We start from the raw sequence: 17,765 nt of genomic DNA, 5'->3' as shown, positions 1-17,765 counted from the left end.
TCGGGACTCAGGAGCGGACCGCGGGAACGCGAGCGGCCTGCGCGTTTCCCTCCGGGCCGGAGGACTCCAGGTCCAGCGCGGAGAGCTTGTCCGCCAGCGCCTGGACCTGGTCGCCGCCACCCAGGGGGGACGCGGCCCGGGCACCGATGAAGCACACGCGGGCCCGCTCCAGCAGGGCCACCTGTGCGTGCAGTTGCGCGAAGAGGCGCTCCTGCCGGCGCGACAGCGCATCCAGGTGGTTGAGCTCCTCCCCCAGCGACGCGGCGGCGCGCTCCAACTGGCGCCGGGCCACGCCGTCCTGCGCGTCCTGGGCGCGCTTCTTCAACTCCTGCACCTGCGAGTCCACGCTCCCCTGGGACGCGGAGGACAGCTGCGCCTCCAGCTCGGTGTGGGACTCGGCCAGGGTGAAGGCGTCGCCGGCCAGCTTCCCGAGCACGGCCTGGAGCTTCTCCAGCCCCGGGCCCCGGGCCAGCTTGCGCGCTTCATCCTGGCACTGGCGGTAGAGCGTGAGCGCCCGGGTCACCAGGCCGCGCACCTCGCCGGTGAGCGTGGCCTCCAGGCGCATGCCCCGGGTGGCCACCGCGTCCAGGTCCATGGCCAGGTTCGCCGGCAGCGTGCCGATGCTCCAGAACAGCGCCACCACGGCGTAGTCCACCATCAGCGGGAAGTAGCCCCACGCCGGGAGGAAGCGCGCGTCCAGCACCTGGTGCACGTACATGCCCAGCGCGGTGGTGACGGCCGCGGCCCCGGCGCACAGCGCGACCTGGAGCGGCGTGCCCACGCTGTCGCGGCCGTTGCCCCGCCACGCCAGCAGCCCCGCGGCGATGGCGCCCGCGACCGCGTGTGTCCAGGGCGACCCGAGCCCCAGCACATAGGGAATGGCGGGCAGCAGCACCATGCCCGCGCGCACCAGGAGGTTCTCCGCCGCCTTGGGCTTCACCGCGGTGATGGCCGCCGCCATCAGCGCGAAGTAGCCCGGCTCCACCGGCACGCGCAGCCACTGCCGCGCCACGCCGGCCACCAGCGCCATGGCCCCGGCGCCCACGAGCGCGTACAGGCAGCGCGTCTCGAAGTCCTCCCGCCGGATGAGTTGGATGGAGAGCGACATGGCGCACCGGATTCCGGACAGCGGGGGGACTAGTAGCTGTTGCTCTGCCCGAAGTTCTTCATCGTCTTCTTCTTGAGGTTGAGGGCCTCTTCTCGGACCTCGGAGTCACTCTGGGCGTTGCCATAGGCTGCCTGGGTCCTGTCCAGGTCCGCAAGCTCCCCCGAGAGCGCGGACGCCGAAGCGCCGAACAGTTTACGCGCGTTGGTCAGGAAGCTGAGCGCGCCCTCCCGGTTGCCGCTCTTCATCTGCTCCGCGGCCGCCTGGAGCTGCTGGGTACCCAACGCGCGGATGGCATGGACGCGCACGTCGCGGTCCAGGTTCGCGTGCACCACCTGGGCGTCGTCCGTCACCTTCGCGGTCAGCGCCAGCGCCACCTGCGACGGCAGGTCCGCCACCACGTCCACGTACGACGCCGTCGCGTCCAGCACGTTCATGTCCGCCGCGTTCGCGGGCGCGTCCAGCGTCAGCTTCGCCACCACGCGCGCGGACTGGCCGCCCGTCAAATCGTAGAGGGGGATGCGCACGACATTGCCTTCGCGGGTGGACGGCACGCCCATCACCTCCACGCCGCTCACGCCGGGCGGCAGGGTCAGCGTCAGGCTCACGTTGCGAGCCACGGTGCTGGCGGCCTGCTCCAGCTCGCGGGTGAAGATGGCGGCCAGCTCCGAGGAGTCGCTGACGAAGCCGGAGAAGCCGCCGCCGCGCTCGGCCATGCCGCGCATCAGCGTGTCGTTGAAGCCGCTGCCCACGCCCAGCGCGCTCACGGTGATGCCCGCCTCGCGCATCCTGCCCACCGCGGAGAAGAGGCCGTCGTTGGTCGTCACGCCCTCGGTGGGCTCGCCGTCGCTCAGCAGGATGGCGCGCGTCACCCGGTACTGCTTCGCGTACGCGCGCACCGCGTCCGCGCCCGCCTCCAGCCCGCCGCTCATGTGCGTGCCGCCGTTCACCTGGATGGCGTCGATGGTGCTCAGCAGCTCGCGGCGCGTGGTGGTGTTGATCTCCACGCTGGGCACCACCTTCACGTCGGAGCCGTAGTGCACCAGGGCCAGCCGGTCCCCGTCGCGCAGCTGCCGCACCAGCTCCTGGGCGGCGCGCTTCGCGTCCACCAGCTTGGAGCCATCCATGGAGCCGGAGCGGTCCACCACCAGCGCCAGGTTCACCGGCACGCGCTGCTGCTTCTCCGGTGCGCGCGCCTTCAGCTCGAACACGGCGAAGGCCTCACCCCGGCCCGCCTTCACGTACGCGCCGGACAGCTTCCCCGTGAGCTCCACCGGACCGTCCTTGCCGGACGCGGGCTGACCCAGGACGACGGGCAGCACCCCGTTGATGGGGGCCTCACCCGGCTGGATGACGGTGTGGGTCTGGTCCACGGCGGGGGGGGCCACGGGCGGGTTGCGGCGCAGGTGCCCGTTGGGGAGCCGGTCGGAGACGGGCGTGTTCATGGGCGGGTGCGACGTGGTCTTCGCGAAGAACGAGCGCGCGTCGAGCGCGAGCGCGCCCACGAACAGCAGGCCAGCGAGGGTCAGCAACAGTTTGGTGCGGTTCATGCGCGACGGACCTTCCCCCAAGGGGTGCGAGCGGACGAGCACACGCTCGCAGACCCGTCACATGGGCGCATCGGTCAGTGGGAGGACCCTCCTCCCGATGACCGATACGGGCCCGGGTGTCAGGCCGCGTCCGGCGGACCGTGCCGCACCAGCTCCTCCACGGCGCCTCGCACGCGCGCCTCGTCGAAGGGCTTCTCCAGCAGCGGGTTGGGGATGTGCTCCAGGAACTCCCGCGCGCCCGCGGTGAAGGCGCCGCCGGACACGAAGACGAAGCGGCGCTCCATGCCCGGGTGTTCGCGCCGCACGGCCTCGTACACGTCACGGCCGGCGAGGTCCGGCATCATCACGTCGCACAGCACCGCGTCGAAGCCCGGCGCCCGCGACATGCGCTCCAGCGCCTGGCGCCCGCTCGTGGCCACCTCCACGTCATGGCCGCGCAAGAGCCGCTGGAGCACGCGGCCCACCGCGGGCTCGTCGTCCACCACCAGCACGCGGCCCCGGGGCGCCACGGGCGCGACCGGCGCCGGGGCCTCCGGCGGACGGAAGTCCGGGTCTGGCTGGGGCGCGGGCAGCACCACGCGGAACGTGCTGCCCTTGCCCACGGTGCTGTCTACTTGGATGTCGCCGCCCAGCCCCGTGATGATGCCGTGGCAGATGGACAGCCCCAGGCCGGTGCCCACGCCCACGGGCTTGGTGGTGAAGAACGGGTCGAAGATGCGCCCCATCACCTCCGGCGCGATGCCGCTGCCCGTGTCGCGCACCTCCACCATCACCTGCCCGCCGGACACGCGCGTGGCGAGCACCACCTCGTGGTCGTGCGCGGAGCCCTCGGGAATCGCCTGCGCCGCGTTCACCACCAGGTTGAGGAACACCTGGCAGAGCCGGCCCTCGTTGGCCATCACCTGCGGCACGGTGCCGTAGTCCCGGCGCAGCCGCGCGCGGTGCCGGATTTCATTGGCGGCCATCATCACCACCGAGTCCAGCACCGCGTGCACGTCCACCGGCGTCATGCGCTCTTCATCCGGCCGGGAGAACGTCTTCAGCTGGCGGACGATCTGCCGCACGCGCTCGGCGCCCTCGCACGCCTCGCCCAGCACCTCCTGCCACTCCGCCACGTCCGGCGGGCGCACACCGCGCACGCCGGGGCCGGGGGACAGGTGGTGGCGGAACTCGTCCGACAGGAAGCCCAGGTTGGAGACCACGAAGGCCAGCGGGTTGTTGATTTCGTGCGCGATGCCCGCCGCGAGCGTGCCCACCGACGCCAGCCGGTCCGCCAGCGTCAGCCGCGCCTGCAACTGGCGCTGCTCCGTCACGTCACGCGCGATGGACACCACCGCGGGCTGACCGTCGAAGCGCAGGGGCAGTGACGCCAGCTCCACCACGCGCGTGCGCCCGTCACGCAGCACCAGGCGCCGCTCGCTGGTGAGCGGCTTGCTGTCCCCGGAAGCCACGCCCGTGCCCGGCACGTCCGCCAGGAACTCCGACAGCCGGCGGCCCACCAGCTCCTCCGCGCGCGCGAAGCCCAGCGTGGTGACGAGCACCGCGTTGGCGTAGACGATGTGGCCGTCACGCTCGATGGCCGCGGGGTCGGGGAAGCCCTCCATCAGCGCGCGCAGGCTGGCCTCGGAGCGCTCCAGCGCCTCCTCCACCTGCCGCCGCTCGGTGATGTCGCGCGCCAGGCCCTCCACCGCCACCACGTGGCCCGCGGAGTCCGTCACCGGCGCCACCACGTGCTCCAACCACAGGAGGCTGCCGTCGGGGCGCAGGAAGCGCAGCTCCACGGTGGCGCCATCCACGGACTGGGGTGACTCCAACAGCCGCTCCAGCGCGGCCCGGTCATCCGGGTGCACCTGCCGGTACCACAGCTCCGGATCCGCGTAGTGCGCCTCCGGCCCCAGGCCCAGCTTCGCGTGCGCCACGCGGCTGACGTACGCGAAGCCGCGCGGCGCCTCCCGCCGGTAGAGGTACAGCACGTCCGACGCGTTCTCCGCGAGCTGGCGGAAGCGGTGCTCGTGCTCGCGCAGCGCGCGTTCGGACGCGCGGCGCTCCAGCGACACGGAGATGGCGCCGCTGGCCGCGGACAACAGGTCCACCTCCAGCCGGTCCCACTCGCGCGCCTCGAAGCAGTTGTCGAAGCCCACGAACCCCACCAGCCGGCCCTGCACGCGCAGGGGCAGCACCAGCAGCGTGAGGATGCCCTGCGGCTCCAGGAGATCCCGCTCGGCGGAGGGGAAGGTGGCCACGCGTCCGGTGACGACCTCGCCGCGCCCCAGCAGGTTCGCCCAGCGCCCCAGGATGGGCAGCATCGGGAGATCCTGGAGCATCGGGTTGTCGATCTCCGGCGTCACGCCGGGCGCGCACCACTCGGCGCGCTGGCTGCACAGGAGCGCCCCCTTCGCGTCCGTGAAGGTCTCGAAGACGTAGACGCGGCTGGCACCGGAGGCCTGCCCCAAGGGAGCGAGCGCGGGGCCGTACAGGTCGCCGCCCTCCGGCACCGACAGCAGGCGCTGCTGCATGTCCACCAGGGCGGTGAGGTAGCGCTCGCGCCGGGCGAGCGCGTCACTGGTGCGCTTGCGCTCGGTGATGTCGTTGAGCGTGCCCGCCATGCCCAGCAGCGTGCCGTCCTCGTCGATCGTCACCCGCGCGTAGACATCCACCCAGCGGAAGCCGCCGTCGCGCGTGAGGTAGCGCACCTCGTGCTGGACGAAGTCGCGCTCGCGCGTGAGCAGCGTCTTGCATACCTCCAGCGTGCGCTCCCGGTCGTCCGGGTGCACGAAGTCCAGCGCGGAGCGGCCCAGGCTCTCTTCCACGGGGAAGCCTGTCACCTCGGTCCACGCGGGATTGAGGAAGACCCACGTGCGCGCGGTGTCCGTCTGGAACACGACCTCCTGGAGCGTGTCGATGACCTGACGGAAGCGGCGCTCGGTAGGGGTGGTGCCGTCAGGCCGGGTGAACGGCATCTGCATGCGGAGGACTCGCGGTGGAAGAACTTGGCCGTGCGGACGGAACGTGCACGGCGCGGACGTAGACAGTCGAACGATTGAGGATCGCCGTCATGCAGGCAAGGGGGCCCGCGGGAAGAGCGTGAGGATGGGAAGCATTCCCTGTCCTTGAGGATGGAGTGGGCTGCGGGTCCTGTCTTCCTTTCTTCCCGGGAGGCGGAGATGACACCATGATGCATGCGGAAAGCCTTGGCATGTCCGGCATCACCTCTCCAGCCTCGGAGGCCTGCGTGACGGACGGGGACGGCCCGCCCCTGTCGACGCGCGTCATGGACGCTGAAGGGGTGGTGCTCGTCGAGTCCACGGGCCGTGTGACTGTTTTCAACTCACAAGCCGCGGCGCACTTCGGCATTCCGGTTCCTCTCCATATCGAGCACGCCCGCCTGCCTGGGTGTGAATGGGTGCGGGACGACGGCACACCGTTGCCGCCGGGGGACTCACCGCTGGCGCGAGCGCTGGCGGGTGAGCCGGTGGACGCATCCCTGTGGCACGTGCTCCGTCCAGATGGAACACGCGCCGTGTTGCGCTGCAACGCAATGCCGGTGCGGGCCGCGGACGGGCAGGTGGCCGCCGCGCTCCTGCGCACGCACGCCGTGGAGGCGGTGCCGGCGTCCATGCTGGATGCGTCACGCCTGCTGGCGGAGGCTGGAGCGCTCCTGGGCACGTCGGTGGACGCGGAGGCGCAGCTGGAGCCGCTGCTCAAGCTGCTGGTGCCCGCGCTGGGGGAGGGGGCCCTGCTCGTCCTCCGCGCGCCGGGCGCCATGGGCGATGAGGTCCTGCGCGTGGCGGCGTCCCTGCACGCGGACGCGGGAAGACACGCGCTGCTGCGCGACCTGCTCACGCGCTATCCGCCGGACGCCTCCGCGCCGGGCGGGCTGCCCCAGGTGTTCGCGTCCGGGGCGGTGGGGCGTCTGCCCATCCTGTCCGAGGAGCACGTGGTGGCCATCGCGCGGGACGCGGAGCACGCGCGGCTCTTGCGCGAGGTGGGGCCGCACGGCTGCCTGAGCGTGCCGCTGGGCGCGCGCGGCAACGTGCTGGGCGCGCTGATGGTGCTGCGCTCCAACGTGCTGCGGTCCTTTGGCGCGGACGAGGAGCACTTCCTCACGGAGCTGGCCCACCGCACCGCGCTCTACCTGGAGAACGCGCGGCTGTACCGCGAGGCGCGCGAGGCGGTGCGCCAGCGCGACGAGTTCCTGGGCATCGCGAGCCACGAGCTGAAGACGCCGCTCACGCCGCTGAGCCTCAAGGTGCAACTGCTGCAGAAGCAGGTGGTGGTGCTGGCGCGCGAGGGCAAGGACGTGCCCACCGACCGCGTCGCGGACGCGCTGGATGTCGTCCAGCGCCAGGTGCGCCGGCTGTCGGGCCTGGTGGACAACCTGCTGGACGTGTCGCGCATCACCGCGGGCCGGCTGCGGCTGGAGCTGGAGGAGATGGACCTGGCGAGCGTGGCCGCCGAGATCCTCTACCGCTTCTCCGCCGCGGCGGCGCAGGCCGGCACGGAGCTGGGGCTGGAGGCGCCGGTGCCGGTGGTGGGCCGGTGGGACCGGCTGCGGCTGGAGCAGGTGGTGACGAACCTGGTGTCCAACGCGCTGAAGTACGGCGCGGGCCATCCCGTCATCGTGAGCGTGGAGGCGCAGGGCACGCTGGCGCGGCTCACCGTGAAGGACCATGGCATCGGCATCGCGCCGGACGACCTGGCGCGCATCTTCGAGCGCTTCGAGCGCGCGGTGAGCGACCGGCACTACGGCGGCCTGGGCCTGGGGCTCTACATCACGCGCCAGATTGTCGAGGCGTTCGGCGGCACGGTGAGCGCCGTGAGCACGCTGGGGGAGGGCACCACGTTCCTCCTGGAGCTGCCCCGGGGCGACATCCCCGAGGAGTGGCTGGTCGCGCACGCGGCGCCGGGGCCCACCCAGAGCGAGTAGGCCCGCGCCCGCTTCAGCTCAGGCGACCTCCAGCACCGTCCACTCGCGCACCTCGCCCGCGAGCGTCACCTCCACGGTGTCGCCAGCCTTCTTGCCCAGGAGGGCGCGGCCCACGGGGGAGCTGGGCGTGATGACGGACAGGAAGCCGTCGCCGCCGGGGCCGGTGAGCTCGGTGCCCGCGCCGGCGGGGAGCACGAAGAAGGTGCGCTCGGCGAAGCCGTCCTCGTCCTCGGTGCTGCAGTCCACCAGGGCGCCCAGGCCCACGGGGCCCTGGCGCGGGAAGCGGGGCAGCTCCTTCTGGCTGAAGGCGGTGAGCGCCTGGAGCTCTTCCTGGAGGCGGCGGGCGCGCTGGGCCTGGCCGGTGGCGAGGCTGCCGTACTCGATGGCGGCGCGGCCGTCCTCCTTCTTCTCGGACTCCGTGGCGAGGCTGCGGGCGGCCTCGCGGGCATCGGCCTCCGCGCGGTGGGCCAGCCGGTCGCTCTGCTGGAGCCGCTCGGACAGTTGGTGGAGCAGGGTGAGCTTGTCGAGTCGCATGGGTATCGTTACAGGACTGTAGCGCCCGGTGCGGCGGCCTCCAGTTTTCAGCCCGGCGGGGCCCCCGGCTTTGGTTGAATGGGTGCCATGACGCCTCAGGAACGCTCGCAGAAGGCCCACGAACTCGTCGCCCAGGGCGCGGTGCTGCTGGATGTGCGCACCCCGGAGGAGTTCCAGCAGGGACACCCGGAAGCCGCCCGCAACATCCCCGTGCAGGTGCTGGCCCAGCGCCTCTCCGAGGTCGGCCCGGTGGGCACGCCCGTGGTGGTGTACTGCGCGGCGGGAGGCCGCAGCGCGGTGGCCGCGGAGCTCTTGCGCAAGGGCGGCTTCCCGGACGTGTTCGACCTGGGCTCCGTGAAGAACTGGTAGGCGCGCCCCAAGCGCCAATGCGGACCCGCACCGCCGGCTTCCTCCTCGTCGCCCTGTCCGGCGCCTCCTTTGGCGCGCTGGGCCTGTTCGCGCGCCTGGCCTACGCGGCGGGCACGGACATGCCCACGCTGCTCTTCCTGCGCTTCACGCTGGCGGGCCTGGTGCTCGCGGGCGTGATGGTGGCGAAGGGCGGAAGGTGGCCCCGGGGCCGCCTGCTGTGGGGCCTGGTGGGCTTGGGCGCGGTGGGCTACTTCACCGAAGGCAGCGTCTACTTCATCGCGCTCCAGCACGCGTCCGCCGGGCTGGTGGCGCTGCTGCTCTACCTCTTCCCCGCGCTGGTGGCCCTCATCCAGGTGGCCCTGGGACGCGAGCACCTGAGCCGACTGCGCTGGGTGGCGGTGGGGCTGGCCCTGTGCGGGACGGCGCTCACGGTGGACCCCGGCCCGGACGCGAAGCCGCTGGGCATTGGCCTGGGCGTGCTGTCGGCGGTCATCTACGCGCTCTATGTCCTGTCCAGCGCGCGGGTGGCGGGGCCGGCGGGGCCGCTCGCGGCGAGCACCGTCGTCCCGCTGTCCGCGGGGGCCGCCTTCGGGGCGCTGATGCTGGTGAAGGGCCCGTCCTTTCCGCAGACGTTGGGAGGCTGGGGCGCGGTGGCGGGGCTGGCGCTGCTGTCCACGGTGGTGGCCATGCTCACGTTCTTCGCGGGCCTCAAGCGCATTGGCCCGGTGAACACGTCGCTGCTCTCCACGCTGGAGCCGGTGATGGCCGTGGTGCTGGGCGCCATCTTCCTGGGGGAGCGGCTGTCCCTGCGACAGGGGCTGGGCGGCCTGCTCATCCTGGTGGCGGTGGTGGTGCTGGCCCGGAGCGACTCCGGCCGCCCGGCGGAACCCGGGGCGGCCGGAGCCTGAGCACGGACTACAGGCGGTTGAGGAAGTGGTGCACGTCCTTCACGAAGCGCTGGGGGCGCTCGGCGTGCGGCGCGTGGCCGGTCTCCGCGTAGAGCAGGTACTTCGAGCCGGGGATGGCGCGGTTGAGGGCGCGCTGCTCGTCCACGGAGAAGAAGCCGTCATGATCCCCTCCGATGATCAGCGTGGGCACGCGGATGCGGCCCAGGCGCGCGGAGTGGTCCTCCGCGATGAGCCCGTCCAGCGCGTCCTGCCACACGCGCGCGGGCAGCTTGGAGCTCTCCGACACGAGCGTGTTCAGGTACGACTCCGGCACGGGCGCGTAGAAGGTGCTGGCCTGGAACTCGTGGATGAAGGCGGGGTCCACGGGGTCGGTCAGCGTGTCCACGACCTCCTTGAGACCCAGGGCCACCTCGTTGCCCGCGACGGTGGGCGCGGAGCCCACGAGCACCAGCCCCTTCACGCGGCCGGGGTAGTCCAGCGCCACCTGCTGCGCGATGAAGCTGCCCATGGAGTGGCCCACGAGCACTGCGCGCGACACGCGCTTCGCGTCGAGGAACGCCACCACGTCCTTCGCGAACGCCTGCTGCGTGTAGCAACACGCCGGGCGGGACGAGTCCCCATGGCCGCGCTGGTCCAGCGCGTAGAGGTGGAAGTCGCGCGAGAAGCGCTGGAGGTTCAGGTCCCAGGTGTGGTGCGAGTCCGTATAGCCGTGCAGGAAGACGACGACGGGCCCGTCCTGGCGGCCCTGCTCGACGTAGCGGAGCGTGACGCCGGTGGACAGCCGCACGGAGCCCTCGCGGGGATTGGCGCCACCGTGACGGCCGGAGTCCTCCAGCGAAGCCGGAGCACCCACGAGGTCGGGCGCGGACTCGGAAGATACGTCCGGTCCACAGCCAGCGAACACCAGCACTGCGAGGAGGGGTCGAAGGGCGCGCATCATGCGTCAGGGCCTCACGGGATGGGACGCGGCGGGTAGGTCCGCCGCGAGCATGCACGCCATCCTAAAGTGACCTCTGACATCCCTTGTGTGAATCTATCCTGGCAGGTCGGAAGTGACCTGCCAGGGCGGGTCGCGCGAGCCCCCTCCCGAAGGGAGTCTCAGGGCCGCCGGGCGAAGATGAACTCGCCCATGCCGCCCAGGCGCTGCTCGCGCCGGAGGATGCGGAAGCCCGTGGTCTCCACCAGGCGGAAGGTGTCGCGGTTGAGCCGGCAGCCGCCGGTCAGCTTGCGCCACGCGGGCGTCAGCAGGTCCTGCGCGGTGGCCACGGCCGGGTTCGGGGCGCGCACGTGCTCCAGCAGGCGCAATTCGCCGCCTGGCTTGAGCACCCGCATCACCTCCGAGAGCGCCGTGGCCGGCGCGTCCACGCAGCAGAACACCAGGCTGGACACCACCGCGTCGAACGAGCCGTCCGTGAATGGCAGTGCCTGCGCATCCGCCTGGAGCAGCGCCACGCCGCTCCTCCGGGCCCGCGCGCGCACCAGCGCGCCCAGGTCCACGTCCACCGCGGTCACCGACGTCACCGTGCCCGGGTAGCCCGGCAGCGCCAGGCCCGTGCCCGCGCCCACCTCCAGCACCTTGCCGGACAGCCCTTCCACCAGCTGCCTCCGAGCGGCGTTCAACCCCACCCAGCCCAGCGGCGCCATCAACGCGTCGTACGCCAGTGCCTTCACGCGGTAACCCCCCGACAAGCGGAACAACGATGACGCGCTAGCGCGCTGTCTCCACCCGGCCCTGCGGCGCGGACGGCTTCTGAGAGGAAGGGCTCGGGGCCTGCTTGCGCAAGAGGCCCCACAGTCCATACGCCACCAGCAGCAGGCAGCCGTACTGCGCCGGCGTCAGGCCGAAGTAGCGCGCGTCCACGTAGGACAGGTCCGTGGCCCGCAGGAAGTCCAGGCTGAAGCGGGACGCCGAGTACAGGAGCGCCAGCAGCGGCAACAGCCGCCCCTTCATCCTCGGCATGTCGCGCAGCGCGTACAGCAGGGCTGAGATCGCGAAGAGCACGACGGCGTCGTAGAAGCCCAGGTCGTGCCGGTTGCCGTTGGGGAACTGCACCGCCAGGAAGAAGTCCGTCAGCTTCCCCGGATGGTCGTGCACCGCGAAGCACCCCAGCCGCGCCACCGCCCAGCCCGGCGCCACGCCCAGCGCGAAGCTGTCCGCGTAGTCGTTGAAACGCAGCTTCTTCACCCGGAAGAACACCACCGCCGCCACGATGCCGCCCAACAGACCGCCGAAGGACGACAGGCCATCCCAGAACCGGAGGATCTGGAACGGGCTCTTGGACATCTCCTCCGGGTGGTAGAAGAACAGGTGCACCCAGTGGCCGAAGAGCATGCCGGCCGCCACCCCCCACATCGCGAAGTCCGCCAGCGGGTTCGGGTCCAGCCCCTCGCGCTCCGCCTGCTTCGTCAGCAGCCGGGCGGCCAGCAGGATGCCCGCCGCCACGAAGACGTTGAAGGGGTTCAGTTCCAGGGGCCCCAGCTTGAACGAGGGGGCGTGCCAATAGGGAATCAAGGGGGCTCCAGAAAGGCCAGGGATCCGCGCGGACGTACTCCGGGCGGATGGAAGCCGAACAATCGGCGCATCCCGGGCTTCCCTCCACCTCTTTTTCACCCCCGCGCCCGCCGGGCGCGCAAGCCCCGCCCGGACGCCCTCTTGGGCCCCCGCCCCTCCTGCCTGCCCCTTCCCCACATCCGCTGGCGGACAGAGCCCGTGTGCGCCCCTCGCCACTGCCCTCGTCCCAGGAAGGGAATCCGTTGTGTTTCCGGAGGTTCGGGGAAGCCGAGTGAGGACCGAGACCCCAGACAAGGGGTGTCTATTACGGAAATCCCGTGATTTTTTGTCAGGGGGTCGCGGTCAAATCCCCCGGTTGGCCCCCAGCGCATGGGGAGAGGGGAGGGCAGGCGATGCAACGGCTGGCGGGCACGCGCCCGCGAGCCCGACCCACCGGATCCGAAGGGGCTGTCAGGGTCCCCAGGTGGGCGCGGTCGTACCGCAGGTGCTCCCCCTTCGGGGCCCGGCGCGGATTGAGCGGTCCAAGGAGCACAGCCATGAAGTCTTTCCTGTTGGTACCCAAGGAGTCCATCGAGACGCAGGCCCGGCCCGGAGTGCGTGGCACGGCGCAGGGCGAGCGCGTCCTCAGCCGCAGCACCGCGCTGCGCTTCAGCGCGGCCCAGAAGGCACCGGATGCCCTCACCGCCCTCGGCCTGCGGTCGGCCACGCTGCCTGGCATGAAGCCGGAGGTCAGCGGCCAGGCGCAGCGCGGCCGCAAGCGCGCCCGCGGCAAGAAGGCCAGCGACGTCGACGCCACGCCCATGCCGGGCGCGCCCGTGACGGAGCAGGCCGGCGCGGAAGCCGGCAGCTACCGGTTCATGCCGCTCATCGGCGCCACCATGGCGCACTTCTACTCCCAGGACGCGGAGAAGGCGGCCCGGGGCGAGCTGGCGCAGGAGTTCGAGTTCATTCCGGACGTGGTGCCCCTGTCCTTCCCCGGTCCGGTGTCCGCCGGACAGACGGGGCCGCGCAACCGCGGCATGAGCTCGCTCGCGCAGCGCGAGTGGCCTGACGAGTCCGGCGTCCCCCTGGCGCACGCCCAGGGCATCCGGGGCGCCGGCGTGATGCTGGGCATCCTGGACACCGGCGTGGACGCGGACCATCCGGAGCACGCGAGCAAGACCATCCAGTTCCGCTACGTCTCGCTCTTCCCCAACTCGCCGCACAACCCCGCGCGCGACGTGCGCGGCTTCGACCCGGACGGCCACGGCACGCACGTGTGCGGCATCGCCGCGGGCGTGCACCACGGCGTCGCGCCGGAGGTGGACCTCTACGCCGCGTCCGTCATCGAGTCGGAGACCATCCGCACCAGCCTGGGCCGCGTGGCCGCCGGCATGGAGTGGCTGCTGCACCAGTTCAGCCGTCCGGAGAACGCGTCGCGTCCCGCCGTCGTCAACCTGTCGCTGGGCTTCCCGCTGCAGCCGCCTCCGGGCATCTCCGAGGCGGACTACCTGCTCAACCAGCGCGCGCTGCAAGCCATGCTGCGTCGGCTTCTGGACAGCAACATCCTGCCCATTGTCGCGGCGGGTAACAGTGGACCCGACACGGTTGGTTACCCAGCGGCCTTTCCCGAGGCCCTGGCTGTGGGGGCAGTCGACTTCGAGCGCAACGTGGCCACTTTCTCCGCCAGCGGCGCCGTGGGGCGTCGGGTCGTCCCTGACGTCATGGGCTACGGGGTGAATGTGTATTCGTCTACTGAACGCCGCTGCAACAATCAGGCGTTCTATGAACGAATGAGCGGCACCAGCATGGCGGCCCCGTATGTCGCGGGTATCGCTGCCTTGTATCGTTGCCGTGCCCCTGACTTGACGGCATTGGAAGTGAGAGATTTGATTCTGGCCAATGCCATCAAGCTTCCTCGCTCGGCGAACCACCGGACGGGGAAGGGCCTGGCTGTTTTCAGGTGACGCGGTAGTTGCCGGGGCCGGTGCCACGTGAGCACCGGACCTGGGGAGGATGTGGCCATGCGCAGGAAGAATGGCGTGCCGGGCGAACCCCAAGACATTTCGGCCCGGATGTCCTCCGTCGCCGCCGTGCGTCCGCTGCCTGGCAGCGGAGGCACGGTGCGTGCGTTGCCGGGCTCCGGTGGCCTGGAGCGTGACGCGCAGCCGGGCGGCGACATCGACGTCACGGTGATGCCCCGGGAGTCGGCCGCGCCGAAGAGCCCTTCCGCGTCCTCACGCGCACCCCTGCGTTCGCGCGCGGACATCTACAAGGAGGGCCAGGCGGAGAATGCCCGCTTCCGCGAGAGCTTCATGCGCTGGCTGGAGGCACACCAGTTGGTGGGCGCCGTGCGCGCCATGAGCGAGCCGGGCGGGAGTCTGCCCATGCTGCACCTGAGGTGCGCCCCGCGCGTGCTGGACCAGCTGCGCCGCGCGCCGGAGTTCGAGGCGGGCACGATGATGCCGCTCGAACAGCTGTACTAGGCCCGCCCCACCGCGCTTGCCTCCCGTCACCGGCCCCATGCCCCGTTGAACCGACGCCGGGGCGGCTTCTTCCTGATTAACCTAGAAACTCAGGATTGTAGCCGCCTGAAGCCATTGACCGCGGGGACCAGTGCGGTGTCTGGGATTGGACGGTGTCAGTCCAGCCGGCAGGCGTCCTCGAAAGACAGACGCGGGTTGCGCGGGAAGAGCTTCGCCGGGTCTCCGTGGCCCAGGTTGAGGAGGATGTTCGACTTCCAGCCGGTGCCCTGGAGGAAGGCCGCGTCCACCTTCGCCTTGTCGAAGCCGCCCATGGGGCCGCAGTCGAGCCCCAGCGCGCGCGCCGCCAGGATGACGTAGCCCGCCTGCAGGGTGCCGTTCATGAAGGCCGCCTGCTCGCGCGCCTCCGGCGTCTGCGCGGCGAAGACGCTCTTCATGTCGCGCGACGGGAACAGCTTGGGCATCTGCTCGTGGAAGTTCGTGTCGTACGCCACGATGACCGTCACCGGCGCCTGCATCGTCTTGTCCACGTTGCCCGGGGACAGCGCGGGCTTGAGCTTCTCCTTGGCCTCGCGGCTGCGCACGAACACCAGGCGCACCGGCTGGCTGTTGACCGCGGTGGGCGCCATGCGCGCCAGCTCGTAGATGCGGCGCAGCGTCTCGTCCGTCACCGGCCGGTCCTGCCAGCCCGAGTGCGTGCGTGCCTCGATGAAGAGCTGCTCCAGCGCGTCCGTGTCCAGGGCCGTGTTCGTCGTCGCCATGCGGGGTGTCCTTTGTTGCGAACACCCCATGGCTACCCGCGTCACTTTTATTTCGCAAGTAACTTCCAAAAAGTAAGTGAGTGCCGGCGGGAAGGGGCGGGCGCTATACTTCCGGGTGGAGGCGGACACGATGCATGACGACTCAAGCCCGCTGTGCACGCGGTTCCTGGCGGCGGCCGACCTGTTGGGCCGGCGCTGGACGGGCGTCATCCTGCGCATCCTGATGGACGGGCCGTGCCGCTTCGGGGAGCTGACGGAGCGCATCGGCACCATCAGCGAGCGCGTCCTGTCGGAGCGGCTCAAGGACCTGGAGGCCGAGGGCATCGTGGAGCGCCACGTGGACCCGGGCCCGCCCATCCGCTCCGAGTACCGCCTGACGCAGAAGGGTCAGGCGTTCTGGAAGGTCATCGACGAGCTGGGCAAGTGGGCGGAGCGCTGGGTGGAGGTGAAGCCCGCGCCCCGGAAGCGCAAGAGCGCCTGAAGCCCGGAGCGCGGTCGCGGCGGGCGGCCTAGAAGTTGTGGCCGCCGTCCACGTCGATGGTGCGGCCGTTGAAGTAGTCGCACTCCACGATGAACTTCACGGCCTGCCAGATGTCCTCCGGCTCGCCGATGCGGCCCACCGGGATGGCGGCCACCAGCGCGTCGCGGGCCTTCTGGTTCATGCCCTGCGTCATGGGCGTCTCAATCATGCCCGGGGCGATGGCGCCCACGCGGATGCCGAACGGCGCGAACTCGCGCGACCAGGTGACGGTGTTGGCGGCGAGCGCGGCCTTGGCGGACACGTAGTTGGACTGGCCGCGGTTGCCGTGCCGCGCGATGGACGACATGTTCACGATGACGCCGGGGCGCTGGTCCGTCTCCACCATCTTGGAGACGACCTCGCGCACCATCAGCGTGGCGCCGGTGAGGTTCACGCCGATGACGGCGTTCCAGTCCGCCGTGGACAGCTTCTTGATCTGCCCGGTGGTGCGGTCCTTCTTCACCAGCAGCGCGTCGCGCAGGATGCCCGCGTTGTTGATGAGGCCGTTGAGGCCGCCCATGGCGCCGTGGGCCCACTGCACGAAGTCCGTGACGTCCTGCTCGCTGGACACGTCCAGCTTGCGGCGGTGGATGCCCGCCGGCAGCGCCGCGAGCTTCTCCTCGTTGACGTCGCCAACGGCCACCTGGCCGCCCGCCTCGTGGATGCGCTGCGCGAAGTGCGCGCCCATGCCCTGCGCGCCGCCGGTGACGATGATCTTCAGGTCCTTCAGCTGCATGTGCCTCTCCTGGGCGTCTGGAAAAAACGCGCGCAGGGTACGCACACCGCACGGGCGCTGGCCAGCGCCGCGGAGGCTGAAACCTGAATCAAGCTTCAACTTCTCATGAGGCCCGGACCCCCGACGCGGTGCGTTGGGGGCCGGACCCGAAGGACTTACAGCGCGTCCGCGATGACGGCGCCCAGCCGCTTCATGCCCTCGACGATGAGCTCGGGCGGGCGGTTGGAGTAGTTCAGGCGCATGAACTGGGGCTTCTGGTCGTTGGCGAAGAAGGGCGCGCCGGGGACGAAGGCGACCTTCTGCTCCACGGCGAGGGGCAGGAGCTTCGCCGCGTCCAGCCCCCCGGGCAGCTCCACCCAGAGGAACATGCCGCCGTCCGGCCGGGTCCACTTCGTGCCCTGGGGCATGTGGGCCTTCAGCGCGTCCAGCATCGCGTTGGCGCGCTGGGCATAGATGGGCATCAGCGCCTGGATGTGGCCCGCGTAGTCGAACGTCTCCAGGAGCCGCGCCGTGGCGCGCTGGGCGAGCGTGGCGGTGTGCAGGTCCGTGGCCTGCTTCGCGATGGTCATCGGCTTGAGCAGCGCCTTCGGGCCCGTCACCCAGCCCAGGCGCAGGCCGGGGGCCAGCGTCTTGGAGAAGGTGGACAGGGACAGCACCACGCCCTGGTCATCCAGCGACGCCAGCGACGGCAGGTGCACGCCCTTGAAGCGCAGCTCGCCGTACGGGTCGTCCTCCAGGATGATGAAGCGGTGCTCCTGGGCCAGCCGCACCAGGGCCTTGCGGCGCTCCAGGGACAGGGTGGTGCCCTTGGGGTTCTGGAAGTTGGGGATGACGTAGAGCAGCTTCGGCTGGCGCTTCTTCAGCAGGGCCGCCAGGTCGTCCGTGTCCATGCCCGCGTCGTCGCTGCGCACGGTGGCGAACTCCACCTCGTAGCCGCCGAAGGTCTGCAGCGCCGCCAGGTAGCTGGGGTCCTCCACCACCACCAGGTCACCCGGGTCGAGGAGGATCTTCCCCGCCAGGTCCAGGCCCTGCTGCGAGCCGCTGGTGATGAGCACCTGGTCCGCGTGGACGTTCTGGCCCTTGCGGGCCAGGTGCCCGGCGATCCACTCGCGCAAGGGGGCGAAGCCCTCCGTGGTGCTGTACTGGAGCGCGGAGCGCCCGTCCGCGTCGCTGGCGAAGGTCTCCGCGAACGCCTTGGCGATGGCGTCCTTCGGGAAGAGCTCCGGGGCGGGCAGGCCGCCAGCGAAGGAGAGGATGTCCGGGCGCTCGGCGATCTTGAGGATCTCACGCACCGCGGACGTCTTCATCCGGGACATGCGCTGGGACAGCCGGTAGGCCGGAGGAGGGGGCAGGGGGGCACTCATAGCGTCCGCGCTCATGT

General features: G+C 71.1%; 16 protein-coding genes. 6 read left to right on the top strand and 10 right to left on the bottom strand.

The window, feature by feature from the left end:
- Positions 1 to 7 precede the first annotated feature (7 nt).
- The 3 genes from ACX114_RS38920 to ACX114_RS38910 form a co-directional block, all read right to left on the bottom strand.
- Positions 8 to 1,108 (bottom strand): hypothetical protein, encoded by a 1,101-nt coding sequence (locus ACX114_RS38920; RefSeq protein WP_459292967.1) that lies wholly within the window; start codon positions 1,106 to 1,108, stop codon positions 8 to 10.
- A gap of 29 nt (positions 1,109 to 1,137) precedes the next feature.
- Positions 1,138 to 2,655, bottom strand: a complete 1,518-nt coding sequence (locus tag ACX114_RS38915) for a vWA domain-containing protein (RefSeq protein ID WP_459292965.1) — start codon at positions 2,653 to 2,655, stop codon at positions 1,138 to 1,140.
- Positions 2,656 to 2,774: 119 nt separating this feature from the next.
- Positions 2,775 to 5,621, bottom strand: coding sequence for a PAS domain S-box protein (locus ACX114_RS38910; RefSeq protein WP_459292963.1), 2,847 nt, complete (start codon positions 5,619 to 5,621; stop codon positions 2,775 to 2,777).
- 230 nt (positions 5,622 to 5,851) lie between these two features.
- On the opposite strand from ACX114_RS38910, the gene ACX114_RS38905 reads away from it, so the two are divergent.
- Positions 5,852 to 7,582 carry an ATP-binding protein gene (locus ACX114_RS38905; RefSeq protein ID WP_459292961.1) on the top strand — a complete coding sequence of 577 codons (1,731 nt, stop codon included), beginning with the start codon at positions 5,852 to 5,854 and terminating at the stop codon, positions 7,580 to 7,582.
- Positions 7,583 to 7,600: 18 nt separating this feature from the next.
- On the opposite strand, the gene ACX114_RS38900 is transcribed toward ACX114_RS38905, so the two are convergent.
- A complete protein-coding gene (locus tag ACX114_RS38900; protein WP_120526938.1) occupies positions 7,601 to 8,116 on the bottom strand; it encodes a GreA/GreB family elongation factor in 516 nt (171 codons plus the stop codon).
- Between the two features lie 87 nt (positions 8,117 to 8,203).
- Here ACX114_RS38900 and ACX114_RS38895 point away from each other — a divergent pair, with 87 nt between their 5' ends.
- Positions 8,204 to 8,485 (top strand): rhodanese-like domain-containing protein, encoded by a 282-nt coding sequence (locus ACX114_RS38895; protein WP_223639993.1) that lies wholly within the window; start codon positions 8,204 to 8,206, stop codon positions 8,483 to 8,485.
- Positions 8,486 to 8,502: 17 nt separating this feature from the next.
- Positions 8,503 to 9,393 (top strand): DMT family transporter, encoded by an 891-nt coding sequence (locus tag ACX114_RS38890; RefSeq protein WP_459292958.1) that lies wholly within the window; start codon positions 8,503 to 8,505, stop codon positions 9,391 to 9,393.
- Positions 9,394 to 9,400: 7 nt separating this feature from the next.
- Here ACX114_RS38890 and ACX114_RS38885 read toward each other — a convergent pair whose 3' ends face one another.
- From ACX114_RS38885 to ACX114_RS38875, 3 genes are all read right to left on the bottom strand, one after another.
- A complete protein-coding gene (locus tag ACX114_RS38885) occupies positions 9,401 to 10,333 on the bottom strand; it encodes an alpha/beta fold hydrolase (RefSeq protein WP_459292956.1) in 933 nt (310 codons plus the stop codon).
- A gap of 158 nt (positions 10,334 to 10,491) precedes the next feature.
- On the bottom strand, positions 10,492 to 11,064 hold the full coding sequence (locus tag ACX114_RS38880; RefSeq protein ID WP_459292954.1) for a class I SAM-dependent methyltransferase: 573 nt from the start codon (positions 11,062 to 11,064) through the stop codon (positions 10,492 to 10,494).
- A 37-nt stretch (positions 11,065 to 11,101) separates the two neighbouring features.
- Positions 11,102 to 11,905 carry a prolipoprotein diacylglyceryl transferase gene (locus tag ACX114_RS38875; protein ID WP_459292952.1) on the bottom strand — a complete coding sequence of 268 codons (804 nt, stop codon included), beginning with the start codon at positions 11,903 to 11,905 and terminating at the stop codon, positions 11,102 to 11,104.
- A 536-nt stretch (positions 11,906 to 12,441) separates the two neighbouring features.
- Here ACX114_RS38875 and popC point away from each other — a divergent pair.
- Both popC and popD read left to right on the top strand, forming a co-directional pair.
- Positions 12,442 to 13,851, top strand: coding sequence for a subtilisin-like protease PopC (popC, locus tag ACX114_RS38870; RefSeq protein ID WP_459292950.1), 1,410 nt, complete (start codon positions 12,442 to 12,444; stop codon positions 13,849 to 13,851).
- Positions 13,852 to 13,908: 57 nt separating this feature from the next.
- Positions 13,909 to 14,370 (top strand): PopC secretion inhibitor PopD, encoded by a 462-nt coding sequence (popD, locus tag ACX114_RS38865; RefSeq protein WP_459292948.1) that lies wholly within the window; start codon positions 13,909 to 13,911, stop codon positions 14,368 to 14,370.
- Positions 14,371 to 14,525: 155 nt separating this feature from the next.
- On the opposite strand, the gene ACX114_RS38860 is transcribed toward popD, so the two are convergent.
- Positions 14,526 to 15,128 carry a malonic semialdehyde reductase gene (locus ACX114_RS38860; protein WP_459292946.1) on the bottom strand — a complete coding sequence of 201 codons (603 nt, stop codon included), beginning with the start codon at positions 15,126 to 15,128 and terminating at the stop codon, positions 14,526 to 14,528.
- A gap of 130 nt (positions 15,129 to 15,258) precedes the next feature.
- Between ACX114_RS38860 and ACX114_RS38855 the strand changes: the two genes are divergently transcribed.
- Positions 15,259 to 15,609 (top strand): winged helix-turn-helix transcriptional regulator, encoded by a 351-nt coding sequence (locus ACX114_RS38855; protein WP_459292944.1) that lies wholly within the window; start codon positions 15,259 to 15,261, stop codon positions 15,607 to 15,609.
- 28 nt (positions 15,610 to 15,637) lie between these two features.
- On the opposite strand, the gene ACX114_RS38850 is transcribed toward ACX114_RS38855, so the two are convergent.
- The gene (locus ACX114_RS38850; protein ID WP_120550911.1) at positions 15,638 to 16,384 is read right to left on the bottom strand and encodes an SDR family oxidoreductase; all 747 of its coding nucleotides are present in this window, start codon (positions 16,382 to 16,384) and stop codon (positions 15,638 to 15,640) included.
- A gap of 155 nt (positions 16,385 to 16,539) precedes the next feature.
- The gene (locus ACX114_RS38845) at positions 16,540 to 17,763 is read right to left on the bottom strand and encodes an aminotransferase-like domain-containing protein (RefSeq protein ID WP_459292942.1); all 1,224 of its coding nucleotides are present in this window, start codon (positions 17,761 to 17,763) and stop codon (positions 16,540 to 16,542) included.
- Positions 17,764 to 17,765: the final 2 nt, after the last annotated feature.

Source organism: Corallococcus sp. M7 (genome assembly GCF_054512695.1).
Note: the sequence above shows the minus strand (reverse complement) of the source record. Positions and strands in the feature narration are given on the sequence as shown.

Bases quoted from the DNA above. Each gene is read 5' to 3' on its own strand.
- ACX114_RS38920 (WP_459292967.1), bottom strand. From the start codon at position 1,108: ATGTCGCTCTCCATCCAACTCATCCGGCGGGAGGACTTCGAGACGCGC.
- ACX114_RS38915 (WP_459292965.1), bottom strand. From the start codon at position 2,655: ATGAACCGCACCAAACTGTTGCTGACCCTCGCTGGCCTGCTGTTCGTG.
- ACX114_RS38910 (WP_459292963.1), bottom strand. From the start codon at position 5,621: ATGCAGATGCCGTTCACCCGGCCTGACGGCACCACCCCTACCGAGCGC.
- ACX114_RS38905 (WP_459292961.1), top strand. From the start codon at position 5,852: ATGTCCGGCATCACCTCTCCAGCCTCGGAGGCCTGCGTGACGGACGGG.
- ACX114_RS38900 (WP_120526938.1), bottom strand. From the start codon at position 8,116: ATGCGACTCGACAAGCTCACCCTGCTCCACCAACTGTCCGAGCGGCTC.
- ACX114_RS38895 (WP_223639993.1), top strand. From the start codon at position 8,204: ATGACGCCTCAGGAACGCTCGCAGAAGGCCCACGAACTCGTCGCCCAG.
- ACX114_RS38890 (WP_459292958.1), top strand. From the start codon at position 8,503: ATGCGGACCCGCACCGCCGGCTTCCTCCTCGTCGCCCTGTCCGGCGCC.
- ACX114_RS38885 (WP_459292956.1), bottom strand. From the start codon at position 10,333: ATGATGCGCGCCCTTCGACCCCTCCTCGCAGTGCTGGTGTTCGCTGGC.
- popC (WP_459292950.1), top strand. From the start codon at position 12,442: ATGAAGTCTTTCCTGTTGGTACCCAAGGAGTCCATCGAGACGCAGGCC.
- popD (WP_459292948.1), top strand. From the start codon at position 13,909: ATGCGCAGGAAGAATGGCGTGCCGGGCGAACCCCAAGACATTTCGGCC.
- ACX114_RS38860 (WP_459292946.1), bottom strand. From the start codon at position 15,128: ATGGCGACGACGAACACGGCCCTGGACACGGACGCGCTGGAGCAGCTC.
- ACX114_RS38855 (WP_459292944.1), top strand. From the start codon at position 15,259: ATGCATGACGACTCAAGCCCGCTGTGCACGCGGTTCCTGGCGGCGGCC.
- ACX114_RS38850 (WP_120550911.1), bottom strand. From the start codon at position 16,384: ATGCAGCTGAAGGACCTGAAGATCATCGTCACCGGCGGCGCGCAGGGC.
- ACX114_RS38845 (WP_459292942.1), bottom strand. From the start codon at position 17,763: ATGAGCGCGGACGCTATGAGTGCCCCCCTGCCCCCTCCTCCGGCCTAC.